This window comes from Flavobacterium sp. ACN6 (assembly GCF_002304005.1).
In the GTDB taxonomy this organism is placed as follows: domain Bacteria; phylum Bacteroidota; class Bacteroidia; order Flavobacteriales; family Flavobacteriaceae; genus Flavobacterium.
In genome coordinates this window covers 1-14,527 of record NZ_MRCQ01000025.1, presented here as the reverse complement: position 1 = coordinate 14,527, position 14,527 = coordinate 1, and the positions used below count along the sequence as shown (strand labels likewise).

The 14,527-nt window shown below is 35.4% G+C and carries 10 protein-coding genes; 7 read left to right on the top strand and 3 right to left on the bottom strand.

The genetic code is table 11. The features are described 5' to 3' along the window. The 6 genes from BSF42_RS22025 to BSF42_RS22000 form a co-directional block, all read left to right on the top strand. A partial coding sequence (locus tag BSF42_RS22025; RefSeq protein WP_172426742.1) for a fibronectin type III-like domain-contianing protein occupies positions 1 to 403 on the top strand: 403 nt, incomplete at its 5' end. Between the two features lie 262 nt (positions 404 to 665). Next, positions 666 to 3,752, top strand: a complete 3,087-nt coding sequence (locus BSF42_RS22020; RefSeq protein ID WP_095955253.1) for a SusC/RagA family TonB-linked outer membrane protein — start codon at positions 666 to 668, stop codon at positions 3,750 to 3,752. Positions 3,753 to 3,768: 16 nt separating this feature from the next. Then, complete coding sequence (locus tag BSF42_RS22015; protein WP_095955252.1) at positions 3,769 to 5,352, top strand: SusD/RagB family nutrient-binding outer membrane lipoprotein; 1,584 nt, start codon at positions 3,769 to 3,771, stop codon at positions 5,350 to 5,352. 171 nt (positions 5,353 to 5,523) lie between these two features. After that, positions 5,524 to 6,858: a sugar MFS transporter gene (locus BSF42_RS22010; protein ID WP_095955251.1), complete on the top strand. Its 1,335-nt coding sequence runs from the start codon at positions 5,524 to 5,526 to the stop codon at positions 6,856 to 6,858. Positions 6,859 to 7,003: 145 nt separating this feature from the next. Beyond that, positions 7,004 to 8,041 carry an exo-alpha-sialidase gene (locus BSF42_RS22005; protein WP_253251136.1) on the top strand — a complete coding sequence of 346 codons (1,038 nt, stop codon included), beginning with the start codon at positions 7,004 to 7,006 and terminating at the stop codon, positions 8,039 to 8,041. A 20-nt stretch (positions 8,042 to 8,061) separates the two neighbouring features. Next, positions 8,062 to 9,033, top strand: coding sequence for a M20/M25/M40 family metallo-hydrolase (locus tag BSF42_RS22000; RefSeq protein WP_095955249.1), 972 nt, complete (start codon positions 8,062 to 8,064; stop codon positions 9,031 to 9,033). 65 nt (positions 9,034 to 9,098) lie between these two features. On the opposite strand, the gene BSF42_RS21995 is transcribed toward BSF42_RS22000, so the two are convergent. Further along, positions 9,099 to 9,464, bottom strand: coding sequence for a helix-turn-helix domain-containing protein (locus BSF42_RS21995; RefSeq protein WP_095955248.1), 366 nt, complete (start codon positions 9,462 to 9,464; stop codon positions 9,099 to 9,101). An 81-nt stretch (positions 9,465 to 9,545) separates the two neighbouring features. Here BSF42_RS21995 and BSF42_RS21990 point away from each other — a divergent pair, with 81 nt between their 5' ends. After that, positions 9,546 to 10,421, top strand: a complete 876-nt coding sequence (locus BSF42_RS21990) for an NAD(P)H-binding protein (protein ID WP_095955247.1) — start codon at positions 9,546 to 9,548, stop codon at positions 10,419 to 10,421. A 105-nt stretch (positions 10,422 to 10,526) separates the two neighbouring features. On the opposite strand, the gene BSF42_RS21985 is transcribed toward BSF42_RS21990, so the two are convergent. Further along, on the bottom strand, positions 10,527 to 11,861 hold the full coding sequence (locus tag BSF42_RS21985; RefSeq protein ID WP_095955246.1) for a hypothetical protein: 1,335 nt from the start codon (positions 11,859 to 11,861) through the stop codon (positions 10,527 to 10,529). A 37-nt stretch (positions 11,862 to 11,898) separates the two neighbouring features. Further along, the gene (locus BSF42_RS21980; protein WP_095955254.1) at positions 11,899 to 14,268 is read right to left on the bottom strand and encodes a TonB-dependent receptor domain-containing protein; all 2,370 of its coding nucleotides are present in this window, start codon (positions 14,266 to 14,268) and stop codon (positions 11,899 to 11,901) included. Positions 14,269 to 14,527: the final 259 nt, after the last annotated feature.

Below are 14,527 nucleotides of genomic sequence, written 5' to 3'. Positions count from 1 at the left end.
AGAAAGCGAACATCCATTATATACGTTTGGTTATGGATTGAGTTATACAAAGTTTGAGTATTCAAATTTAAAAATCAGTTCAAAAGAAATTAAACCTAATGGTGAATTGAAAGTTTCTGTTGATGTGAAAAATGTTGGAAATCTAGATGGAGATGAAGTAGTACAATTGTATGTAAATGATGTTTATAGTTCTGTAACTACTCCAGAAAAAACTTTGAGAGGTTTTAAACGATTAAATATTAAAAAAGGAGAAACTGCAAATGTTGAATTTACACTTACTAAGGACGAGCTAGGCCTTTATAACAGGGAGATGAAGTATGTTGTAGAGCCCGGAGACTTCGAAGTTATGGTGGGTGGCAATTCGACAGATTTGCAAAAAATCACATTTAAGGTTTCTAACTAAAATCGCTTAAACGCCGCATAGTTTTAAACGTTTTTTAGATAAAAAAAAGAATACAATTAAAAAAGGCCTAAATCTATTAGATTAATAGATTTAGGCCTTTAAAATAAGGAAGAGTTGGATTACAAATGAAAACGTTTTCTTTCAATAATACACCAAACTTTCACCAACACCTTTGCAAAATTGTCATTTGTCGAAATTATACATTGTTAACAAAACGTATTCTTAAATTTAACATGTTATTAACTCTAAAAAAACAACTAATATGATTAAAAACGTACTAAAATTACTGTTTGTCATATGCCTTTTCGGGTTCCAAAGCCTAGAAGCGCAGACTACAGTAAAAGGAACGATAACAGATGCTTCTACTGGAATCCCAATCCCTGGAGCAAATATTATTGTTAAAGGAACTAAAACGAGTGCTTCATCAGATTTTGATGGAAAATACAGCATTACAGTTCCAAATCAAGCAGCAGTTTTAGTTTTTACTTATGTAGGGTCTGCTACAAAAGAAATTGCTGTTGGTACTCAAACTACACTTAATGTAGCTTTAGGTGCAGACACGCAGCAGTTAGGAGAAGTGGTAGTTACAGCTCTTGGTATTAAGAGAGAGAAAAAAGCTATTACTTATTCTGCACAAAACGTTTCAGTAGACGAACTTTCTGAAGCAAGATCATTAAACGTTGCCAACTCTCTTTCTGGTAAAGTTGCAGGTCTTAACTTCTCTACTACTTCAAATGGTGTTGGTTCTTCTTCTAGAATTACTTTAAGAGGTAACAGATCTCTTAATGGTAACAACCAGCCTCTTTATGTTGTAGATGGTGTGCCAATTAGTAACGGAACAACAAATTCTAATCCTGATATTGATACAGGAGGAACGACACAGCCAGATGGTATTTCTAACATTAACCCAGAAGATATTGCTTCGATGACTGTTCTTAAAGGACCATCTGCAGCAGCACTTTATGGATCTAGAGCATCAAATGGTGTAATCGTTATTACAACTAAATCTGGAAAAGCTGGAAAAACTTCAGTTTCGTTATCATCTAACTTTATGGCTTCTTCAGCTTATAACTTGATGAACTTACAAAATGAGTACGGACAAGGAACAAACGGAGCTTATGTTGCTAACTCTTCTTCAAGTTGGGGAGGTAGATTAGACGGAAGCCAAGTTTCAAACTGGCAGTTAGTTCGTAACCCAAATTATGCTGGACCAGCTACACAAAGCTATTCTCCACAGCCTAATAACGTTATCGATTTTTACAAAACTGGTTATAACTTAGCTAACACTTTAACTGTTACATCTGGTAACGAAAAAGCACAAGGATATTTCTCTTATACTAACACACGTGCTGAAGGTATTGTTGGAGGAAACCAAATGGACAGACACAATCTTAACTTAAGATTGACTAGTAAAATCTCTGATAAATTAACTTTAGATGTGAAAACAAACTACATCGTTCAAGATATCGATAATTTATTGAGAACTGGTGAAGAGTCTATTGGTACATCTGCTTATTTATTGCCTCGTAGTATTGCATACAATGATTACAAAAACTTCGAATATTTTGATGCTGCAGGACAAAGACAAGTAAACTATTTCCTTGACGAGACAGGAGCTCCAGGTGGAAACCCATTCTGGTCTGCTTTAAGAGATGACGCTCGTACAGATAAAAGAAACAGATTTATTGGTTTAGCTTCTCTTAAATATGAGTTTACAAAAACGTTAAGCTTACAAGGTAGAGCAGGTTTGGATCAAATGACAAACAAAAACGTAAGAAACAGATATGCAACTAACGCATTCAACAGTAACATGGGTTCATACAGTGAATCTTACGAAACTGTAAGTGAATTAAACGTAGATGCTTTACTTTCTTACAATGAAAAATTTGGAGATTGGGCTGTTGGACTTAATGCTGGTGCAAATGCATTACAACAAAATAGTTCAGCTTTAAACTCTGGTGGTGTTTTAAGTAAAAGAAACTTCTTTGCTTTATCAAATGTTCAGACAGTTCAGTCTCAATCTACAGCATCAGATAAAAGAATCAATTCAGTTTACGCATTTGGTCAGCTTGGATTTAGAAACTATTTATTCTTAGATGTAACTGCTAGAAATGACTGGTCTTCTACAATTCCTAATGATTATTTCTACCCATCTTTCGGTCTTTCTGCTGTTCTTTCTGATATGTTTACATTACCAGAAGTAATCAGCTTTGCGAAAATTAGAGGTTCATATGCACAAGTTGGTAACGATACAGATCCTTATCAAACTCAACAAAGATTCTCATACATTGGAGGAAACGGTGGTATGTTATACGGACAAAGTACAAAAGCTAATCCAAACTTAAAGCCAGAGATTTCTTCTTCTACAGAGTTTGGTGCTGATGTTAGATTCTTCAATAACCGTTTAGGTTTAGATTTCACATACTTTACATCATTAACAAATAACCAAATTTTCTACATCAACACTCCTGAGTCTTCTGGATATTCTAGAGCTATTGTAAATGGTGGAGATATTGAAAATAAAGGTATCGAGTTAACGCTTACTGCAACTCCAATCCAAACTGAAAACTTTACATGGGATATTACAGCAAATTATGCTTCTTATAAATCAAAAGTAAAGTCTATCTTTGAAGGAAGAGATGAGTTAGTTTTAGGTGAAGGACGTTTAGTTAGAAGTAAAGTTGTTGCTGGTGGAGAATATGGTGATTTATACATCAAAGGTTTCCAAAGAGATCCAAACGGAAATATTATTGTAAACAGTGCAGGTCTTCCTTTGGCAACAAATGGTTTTGATGTTCGTGCTGGTAACTTTAACCCAGACTGGACAGCAGGTTTCAAAAATAATTTCAAATACAAAAACTTCTCTTTAAGCTTCCTTGTTGATTTTAGAATTGGTGGTGAGGTTATTTCATACACTCAGGCTAGACAAGCTGGTTTAGGAGTGAGTGATATTACTCTAGCAGGAAGAGAAGGCGGAATTGTTGTTGATGGTGTTGTTGCAGCTGGTAACGGAACTTACACTCCAAATACTACAAGCATCACTGCAGAACAATATTGGACTTCTATCGGACAAAGAACTCCTATCGCTGAGCCATTTGTTTATGATGCTACAAACATCAGATTAAGAGAGCTTGTTTTTGGTTATTCATTACCAAAACGTATATTAGGTGATTCAGGATTCTCAAGTATTGACTTCTCTTTAGTAGGTAGAAACTTGTTCTTCTTCTTAAACAAAGCAGAACACTTTGATCCAGAAGCAGGAGCAGGTACAGGAAACTTACAAGGGATAGAATCTTTCAACATTCCTTCAACTAGAGATTATGGAGTTAATGTTAAATTTGGATTTTAATTAAAAAAGAGATATCATGAAATATAGTTTTAAAATAAAAACACTAGGAGTTGCTGTAGCAATGCTATCTACTTTTGCTAGCTGTACACAGGATTTTGAGGAAATAAACACTGACCCTAATTCACTTACGGAAAGTCAATTAGATCCTACTCTTGCTGGTCCTGCATTTGCATCTGCATTGTATGCTGGTATCCACAACGGATCTTACTCTTCTCCTGTAGATGATCAAGGTACTTGGGGTATTGCAACAGGTATTTTATCGTCAACTTTTATCCACTATTTAAACTGTGGATATGGTACGGAAAGAAATGCTTTCGTTAACGGATACGAAGGAAGAGGATGGACAAGATTTTACACAGTTGCTGCACCAGCTTTATCCAATGCTGTGAAAGCATCTGAAGGAAACGCTGAAGCTTTAGCAGTACTTAAAATCTGGAAAGTTTTCATGTACAACCAAATGGTTGATGCTTACGGACCAATTCCTTACACACAAGCAGGTAATGGTTCTGAGAAAGTTCCTTACGACAGCGTTGAATTTATCTATGATGATTTCTTTAAATTATTAGATGAAGCAAACGCAGTATTATCTTCTTCTTCAACTGCTTCAGTTGCATCTCTTGCCCCAAATGATAGAGTTTATGCAGGAAGTGTTGATAAATGGAGAATTTTTGGAAACAGTATGAGATTGCGTTTAGCTTTAAGAATATCTGATAAAGATGGTGCAAGAGCTAAAACACAAGCTGAAGCTGCTGTAGCTGCAGGTGTTATGCAGACAAATGATCAAAGCGCATTTTTCAAAGCAAGTAATATAACTCCAAACAATTTAAACATGATCGTAAATAGCTGGGGGTATGTAATGACCGCTTCTATGGAAAGTATCTTAGTAGGATACAATGATCCACGTTTATCAAAATGGTTTGCCCCAATCGATACTGGAGTTTATAGAGGAAATCCTGTTGGTGGATTAGAAGACCAATTTGGAACTACTAAATTCTCTGCTTTTAATAATGACGTAATGGGTAATGGTGCTGCTAATAACCTAAGCGAAAGTAAAAACATCGAAATCTTCATGGCTTCTGAAAACTACTTAAGCAGAGCTGAAGGTGCATTAAACGGATGGAACATGGGCGGAGACGCTAAAACTTTGTATGAAACAGGTATTAGATTGTCTCTTGCACAATGGGGGATTACAGATGCTGCTGCAGTAAATGCATACATCAGTGGTTCTACATTACCAACATTGCCAAACATTTTAACAGTATATCCAACTCTTGACCTACAAGATATCCCTGTTAAATTGCCTGTTGCTTGGTCTGCATCTACTGCTGATCAACGTACACAGATTGCAGTTCAAAAATACTTAGCAATTTTCCCAGAATCTTGGGAAGCTTGGGCAGATTTACGTAGAAGCGATGCTAAAGTAATCTATCCAGTTTTAAATACAGACAACCCTGATGCAGGTGTTGGTAAGTCTCTAATGAAGAGAATCATTTATACTACAAATGAGTACTCTTCTAACAAAGCAGCAGTTGAAGACGGTGTCGTAAAATTAGGCGGTGCAGATTCAGGTGGAACTAGACTTTGGTGGGACACAAAATAATTAATTTGGTGAGTAATGATCGACACAATCCTTACTTAAAATTCAAAAGGAGAGGTAACTCTCCTTTTGTTTTATACGCAAGTCAGTAATTTTTGACAAGCGCAATTTCTCTTAACTACAGATGATTTTCTCCAATTTAACAAATCATCAAACCACAAAAACATAAATAAAATGGTTGACACAAATACCACTAAAACTTCACAAAACAAACCAACCACATTAGTTCCAATTTTAATAATAGCAAGTCTGTTTTTTATTTTTGGATTCGTTACCTGGATCAACGGCGCTTTGATTCCATTTATGAAAACAATTAACGAATTAACTTCAGCGCAGTCATTATTGGTTGCATCGGCATCTTATATTTCGTTTGTTGTTATGGCGCTTCCTGCATCTTATATTTTAGCTAAAATTGGCTATAAAAAAGGAATGTCTTTAGGATTATTCATCATGGGATTTGGAGCTTTAATTTTTATTCCAGCAGCCGAAGCCAGAACCTATTGGATGTTTCTAACTGGAATTTTTATTCAAGGAGCCGGAATGACTTTATTGCAAACTGCTTCAAACCCTTACATTACGATTTTAGGCCCCATAGAAAGTGCTGCAAAGCGTATTTCTATTATGGGAATCTGTAATAAAATTGCTGGTGCATTGGGTTCACTTATTTTCGGATCAATTTTGTTATCCGGAATTGACGAAATTCAAGAAAAACTAGCAGTTGTAAGCATTTCCGAAAAAAATATATTGTTAGATAATATGGCAGACAGCGTTGTGGTTCCATATATCTCAATGGCAGTTGTTTTATTTATTCTTGGATTGTTAATTCGTAAAGCACCGCTTCCAAATGTTGAAGCTGCACCAATCGAAGAAGCAGTAGAAGGACAAACAGTAAAAACAAGTATTTTTCAGTTTCCGCATCTTTGGCTTGGCGTACTAACTTTGTTTATGTATGTTGGAGTAGAAGTAATTGCAGGAGATACGATCATTGCGTACGGAATCGCTCTTGGCTTTCCTGCGGCAGATGCTAAATTCTTTACAACATTTACTTTATTAGCAATGGTAGCAACCTATGCTTTGGGAGCATTTTTGATTCCGAAATATATTACGCAGGCCCTGGCTCTAAAAGTGAGTGCCGTTTTAGGAATTATATTGTCTTTTTGTATTGTATTTTCTACCGGATTTACCTCTGTTTTATTCGTTGCTGCATTAGGAATTGCAAATGCTTTAGTTTGGCCTGCAGTCTGGCCTTTAACCCTAAACGGATTAGGAAAATTTACTAAAACAGGAGCCGCATTATTAGTAATGGCAATTTCAGGTGGTGCAGTTATTCCGCCTTTATATGGAAAATTTGTAGACGGCACAAAAGCCGATCTTATTGCGCAGGGAATTAATGAAGTAAATGCAACCGCAACAGCATCAACAAAAGGATATTGGATCTTACTTCCCTGTTATATTATTATCCTTTATTACGCGATTTCTGGACATAAATTAGGATTGAAAAAGAGTTAGATTTAAGATTTTTTAGAAGCAAGATTGAAAAGTCAAGAGATAAGAAGCAAGATGTACGAATTAGTATTTAAGCCTAACATCTTGTTTCTAATATCTCGCTTCTTCCATCTTAAAAAATAAAAAAAAGAATAAAATGATTTTAAAAATGAAATATACTACAGCAGCATTATTGGTAATTGCTCTTTTTTCTAATTCGATTAAAGCGCAGACCAAAGCTGTAAATATTGAAAGCAGTTATATCGCAGATCCGCCTGTAACTGCTAACAGCCACGCATCGACATTGGTTGAACACAAACCAAACGAAATTCTGGCTGCGTGGTTTGGAGGAAAATATGAAGGAGCAAAAGATGTTGGAATTTACATTTCAGCTTATAAGGATAAAAAATGGACAGCGCCTAAAGAACTGATTCAGCCCTTAATTAAAAATGGAGATACACTTCCATGCTGGAATCCAGTTTTGTTTAAAGCCAAAAGCCAGAATCTATATTTGTTTTATAAAGTTGGGAAGAACCCAAGAGAATGGTTTGGCGCTATGATTGTTTCAAAAGACAACGGAACAACTTGGGGCGAACCAAAATATCTTCCAGAAGGATTTTATGGTCCAATTCGAAACAAGCCAATCGAAACTATACCAGGCTTAATTATCTGCGGAAGCAGTACAGAAAGTGTTGACAAAGACGAATGGAGAGTGCATGTAGAAACGTATACAGAAGCTGATGATTCTTGGAAAAAGATTGAAGTAGAAAACACTAAAAATTATAATATCATTCAGCCGACTTTTTTAATTCATAGTGCGAGCGATATCCAAATGCTATCCCGAAGCAAACACAATAGAGTAGTTTCAAGCTGGTCTGGAGATAACGGAAAAAGCTGGATTAGAACCAACACGATCAATGTGGTTAATTCAAATTCAGGAATTGATGCTTTGACCGTAAATAAGAACCTTTTTTTATTGGTTAATAATCCGCTTCCACAAGGAAAAGACTGGTTTAACGGACGTAATATTCTGGATGTGGAATATTCTAAAGATGGATTAAACTGGCAGAAATTATTTGATTTGGAAAAGCAGGAAAAGGGAGAATTTAGTTACCCGGCAATAATTCAGACAACAGATAAAAAAGTACACGTTTTATACACTTACGACAGAAAGTATATTAAACATACCTCTTTCGATCTGCAATAAAATTTAGCTTGTAATACCATATGAAATCAGTAATATATTCAAAATACAATTTCTTAAAAATAGTAATATTATTTTTCTGTTTACATCTTAATGCTCAAAATGCTGCGACCTTTTATCAGCATGATAAGTATTTGTCTTCTGATAAATTAGAAGGCCGTTTTCCTGGAACAAAAGGCAACAATAAAGCAGCTTCATACATTCAGAAATATTTTAAAAAGTACGGATTAAAAGAATTCAATAAATCATATTATCAGCCTTTTAGAATATTTGTAAAAGAAGGCATTAATAAAATGAAATCTGATAGTGTTTCCACCCAAAATGTTTTCGGTTATATCGAAGGATCAGATCCGAATTTGAAGAACGAATACATTGTAATCGGAGCACATTACGATCATTGGGGCTGGGGCGGACAAGGTTCTGGAAGTAAAAAGAAAGAAGCCTTTGCTATTCATAACGGCGCCGACGATAATGCTTCTGGAGTTTCAGCTTTGCTGTGCATTTTAGAAGAAGTTTCAAAACAAAAAATCAAACCAAAAAGAAGCATCATTTTTGTTTCTTTCAGTGGAGAAGAAGAAGGATTATTAGGTTCCAAATACTTCGTCAGTCATCTGCCAGTTCCAAAAGAAGCTGTAAAAGTAATGCTGAATATGGATATGGTTGGAAGATTGAATGAAAAAAAAGAACTCTATATGGGAGGCGCAGGAACTTTTCCAAATGGAGTAGAACTAATGCAAAAACTGCAGGAAAACAGCAGTTTAAATCCAGTCATACATTCAGGAGATGTGGGAGGATCAGATCATGTTTCCTTTTACAAAGAATCAATTGCTGCAGTTGGTTTTCATACCGGCGGGCATCCACAATATCACACACCAGAAGATGATATCGATTTGATTAATTCTGACGGAGGTGCATTGGTTTCAAAATACATTTACAATGCTCTTATTGAAATAGCCAATTACAAAGAAAATTTAGTTTTTATCAAACAGAACTAAAATAAAGAGAGTTTCATTGCCAAATAAGTTAATTAGTTTTTTGTTGTTTGAAAAGGCGGTATCTATTAAACGCTATAGATGCCGTCTTTTACTTTAAATGCCCATGCCGCCATGGCATCGATAACCGGTAACAAACCAGTTCCGGCATTGCTGAGTTTATACGTAACAAAAGGCGGTACAACAGGTTTTGCTTCGCGAATAACCAAACCATCTGCTTCTAACTGCTTCAAATGCTGAATCAGCATTTTTTCTGTCACAGCCGGAATTGCTCTTTTCAATTCGCTGTAGCGCTTATCTCCAGTCGATAAATGATATAAAATAATGGGTTTCCAGTAGCCTCCAATTTTTTCCATAACAAAAGTTACCGGACATTTTTCTAATGCATACTGCTTGTTTTCCTGAATTGTAGACGATTCTTTAATTGCTGTCATGATACATACTTTAGGGTAAGTACTTGTATAAAAGTAAGTACAAATATACCTTTGTCTTGTTAAATAAAAAAACATTTAAAGATGAAAATTATAATTTCAGGTTCATTAGGAAATATAGGAAAGCCTTTAACGGCTCAATTAATAAAATCGGGACACGATGTAACAGTTATCAGCAGTAACGCAGATCGAAAAACTGCGATTGAAGAACTAGGTTCAAAAGCCGCAATCGGATCTGTCAGCGATGCCGATTTTCTTACTGCGACTTTTACCGGTGCAGACGCCGTTTTTGCCATGACACCTCCAAACATGGGCGGTATAAATATTATTAAAAACACTACAGATGCTGGTGCCGCTTTCGCGAAAGCGATCCAGAAAGCCAACATTAAAAGAGTCGTAATGTTAAGCAGTATTGGTGCTGATTTACCGACAGGAAACGGACCAATTGCAGGTTTGTATAATATCGAGAAGATTTATGAAAAACTAGACACTTCTATTACGTTTTTACGTGCGGGATATTTCTACATTAATTTCTTAAATGATATTCCGATGATAAAAGGAGCTGGAATTATGGGCGCTAATTTTCCGTCGGCAAATCGTATTCCGTTAGTACATCCAGAAGATATTGCTTGGGCTGCAGCCGAAGAACTGCTTAAATCTTCAGAAGGAAAAAATGTAAGATATATTATCAGCGATGTCCGCACGCCTGCAGACCTAGTAAAAACATTCGGCTCTGCCATTGGAAAACCTGAATTACCTTGGGTTGAATTTACAGATGAACAATATTTAGGCGGAATGACTCAAGCGGGAGTTCCAGAGGAAATGGCTGGTCTGTATACCGAAATGGGAAGCGGACTTCGCAATGAAACAATCGCAGCTGATTTTTTAAACAACGATGGAAAAGTGGAAGGAAAAATCAAATTGGAAGATTTTGCTAAAGAGTTTGCTTCAAAATTCTAATCCTAAAAAAAAACATTCCGCTGACTATAAATAGAAGCGGAATGTTAAATAAAAAAAAAGTCAAGTAATGAATTACATACAGTTAGTAATCATAACTGTATATTTTTAGAATACCCCAATGTAGTGGTTTCCTGGTTTGTTAACCAATTTTGCACCTTTAGTAACTCTTCCAGAAGGAATATCAATTACATAAATGTTACCATCTTTTCCAACTGGAGTAACAGCGATATAGAAGTTGTTTCCATCAACTACAAAACCTTGATATTGTCCAAAATTCAAGTCAGTATCATAAGTAATACCTTCTACTTTTTGAGCAGTTCTTGCATTTAAATCCAATCTAGCAAGATAACCTTGGTCGTTAGCACCTTCGTAAGTGTAAACAGCATAAGCAATTCCGTTTCCAGCATATCTCCAAGCATCGATATAACTTCCTTTAACTCCTAATGCAGTATCTAAACTAAATACATAAGAGTTGTCATATTCATTGCTTTGATCGATTTTTAAGATGTAAGAACCTTTTTGAGTATCTCTTTGTGTAGCTTGGTAAATATTTCCGTCAGTACCAACAAAACTGTTGAAACTTCTGTAACCGCTTGTGTCACCAAATCCAATTGTAGAAGTAATCACTTTAGGATTTTCTAATGAAGGGTAATCAACCACAACAGATTTAGAACCTAAACGTGTAAAGCTTGCAGCGTTTTGTCCTGTTGCAGGATCAGTTTTACGCATCCAAGTTCCAATAATTAATTTGTTTCCTGCTTTGTTCAATGTAGGGGCATCTAAACGGAAAATGTGGTGTCCTAATGCTTCTTCTTCAGCAGTTAACGGAATTGGATATTGTTTGTAAGCAGAAATTAAAGTTTGCTGCATATCTAAAGACAAAACAGTAGCAATTCCTCTTGTGTTTTTATACGTTTTATCTTCATTTACACTAACAACTGGAGCAGTAACGTTTACCGCAACACCAGTTTTATCACCGTCAAAAAGTTTTACCCATCTTGGAGATGTTCCAGCATATTGAGAAATATTAACTTTTGCCTGAGACTCTGCGAAATTGCTTCCACCGTTAACTTTGTAAGTCATAAACTCACCACCATTAGCACCAGTGTATGTAATGTTGAAAAGCGTGCTTCCATCTACAGAAGATTGCAAACGAGCTGTTCTGCTAGATTGAACTGGAGTTCCATTATCATAAACGTTTACAGAAAAATTAGGATCTATAGCATTTTCTTTGCTAATAGCGAAAACTTTTGTCCCTCCGTTTCCATCGCCCGCTTCAGTCTGCATTAAAGCTCCTGCTACAGTAATCCAGCGGCCGTCAGTTACGGGATTTACTGGTTCAGTAGTATTATTATCATCGTTGCTGCTGCAAGCAGTAGTTAGTGCTAATGCACCTAGTAACAAACCAGATGTCAATAGTTTAAATGTGTTCTTTTTCATCTTTATTGAATTTAAAAATTAGTTATTTATTGAGTAATTAAAATTTACTTATGGTATAGTTGAGTTTGATATAAAAAGCTCTTCCAGGTTTTTGTGCGGCGAAATTGTCGTAAACCTGCTCATCAAAAATATTTTTAGCATCGAAGCTTACTATAAATTGTTTGTTTGGAAACGCATAGCTTAAACCTAAATCCTGCGGAAACTGAGCTGTTGTTCTATCAATTTCCAGCCAAGAAGTATAAAATGGAGCTACATAACCGCAATAGTAATACAGATTAAGCTCTGATTTGCTTTGGATTACATTCCTGAAATTGTACTGAATATTTCCATTTACATTAAAATACGGCTCATTTGGCAGCTGTTTATCGTAGTATGGATTGATATTTCCATTCTTATCGTATTTGTCTTTAAAAAGAGAATTGAATTTAGAAAAATTCACACCTGCAAATAATCTGTCTTTAAACGAATACTGTACTGATGCCTCAAAACCTACAGATTGTGCTGTTCCTAAATTGACAAAAGGAGTAGCCTGAACAGCCTCATTAACTCGAATACTTATTTGCTGAACAATTTTATCTTCGGTATTTCTCCAAAAAGCATTTCCGTAGATTGAAAATTTATGGTTGTTAATTAAATAAGGACCAAATCGTGCACCAGCATTAAAATTGTTACTTTGTTCAGGACCTAAATTAGGGTTGGCTAGAACATTTTGACCTGGTGCTCCAAATATTTCATTTTCAGATGGTAATCGAATTGCTTTTTCGGCAGAAACCATTATTAATGCTTTTGAAACAACCGCATAAGAAGCAGCGAAACCGTATCCTGTAAAATCGGTATTCCTAATATTGCTGTCCATTACAACTGTATTTTGTCCATTTTGATTCACTATTCTAGGAGTAGTTTGTTCTGTTTTTAAGTGATAATTTTTTAGGAAAAAATTGCCTTTTAGACGGGATTCAAAAGCCTGCAATTCGTACGCGAAAGAAGTAACCGTTTTATCTAAATCACGAGTTGCCATGAAATTACGAACCAATTCGGGCTGCATTTCATCAAATTCATTTCTGTCCACGGTATAAAACATTCCGTTAACAAAAAATTTATGGTTGTCATTAATGCTGTAAGTAAAACCAGCTCTCGTATTAAAAATATCTACTTTTTGATGATTTATTGTAGGCGCTCCTTGCTGTGCACCGCTTACAGATAAAATAGGCTGGCCGTACAAGCCTAATGCTTTTTCTCCGTTCCAGTTATAATTCCATTTTACAGTATCATTGACCATATCATTTCTATGACTATAAACAGAAATTACCGAGAAGTCAAGCTTTTTTATTAAGAAGTCTTTTTTGTTGTAATTCACGCTAAAGACATTCGCTGCAGATTCGCTAAAACGTCCTTTATATGGTTTTGTCATGTACTGACCATGCTGAATCTGATTGTAATCCTCAGAACCATTGTAGCTTATAGAAAAGTTATCTGCCCATTTTACATCCGTATAACCAGCTTCCAATCTACCTCCGTAAGATCTGTACATACTTTCAAAACGTTTCGCTCTGATATATTCATAACGTCCGTTTGGCGCGATGTTATAAACAAATCTTCCCCAAACTTCATAGTCATTGTCAGAATAATTTTGGAATCCATTTGCTTTAACAGTAAAACCTGTTTTATCTCGATAAGTAGTACTGAAATTCGATTGAACAGTATTAAAAGAACCGTAAGAAGCCGAAGCAGCGATTAGATTTTTAGATCCTTTTTTTAGAATTACATTTATAGCGCCTCCAAGTGAATCATCTGCTAAGTATGCAGGAACAACACCTTTGTAAACTTCGATTCTTTCGATCAAAGCAGGCGGAATACTATTTAAGCTGAATGAAGCTCCATAAGTCTGAATTGGAATACCATCAATAAAAATACGGATAGCATTTCCAGACATTCCATTAATATTATAAGTTACACTCGAACCCAAACCTCCGTTTTGTCTGATTCGTACACCGCCTGAACGATCTAATAAATCATTGGTCTGAAGATTTCTTTTTGCCGCTTCCTGTGTTTCAATTACATTAACAGCAAAGCCTTTCTCCATTATTTCTTTTCTAATAGAGGCTTTTTTGATTACAACTTCTTCTAAATCTTTCGGGCCATTTCGGTCCAATGAAATATTAAGTTCTGTATTTGGTTTGTTAATAGTTATTTTTGAAGTTCTAGTCTGACCTTCCATTGAAGAAGTCTCTATGACGTACTCACCGTATTTTAAATCTTTAAAATCATAACGGCCAAAATCATTAACAATGGCATATTTTTGAGTTCCTTTAATAATTACTGTAGAACCATACGCTAATTCGTTAGTTCCAAAAGTCACTTTTCCTGTAAGATTTCCGGTTTGTGACCAAGCGGAAAAAGATATCATTAAAATCAGAGAGTAAAAAATTCTCATAGGGTAGTTTACTGGTTATTGGACCGCAAACTTACATCACAATTTAAATTTAATCTAAATAAAGCAATTAGAAGATTATTAGATTTGTATTAGAAATTTTAATCTAGAGTTTTTTAATTGTTAATTGTTAATGGTTGATGGTGGTTGATAGTTCCGATAGTTGAAGATTATTTTTAATTTTTAATTCCCAATTTTTAATTTAATTATTGTCTTCCTGAGCGAAGTCGAAGGA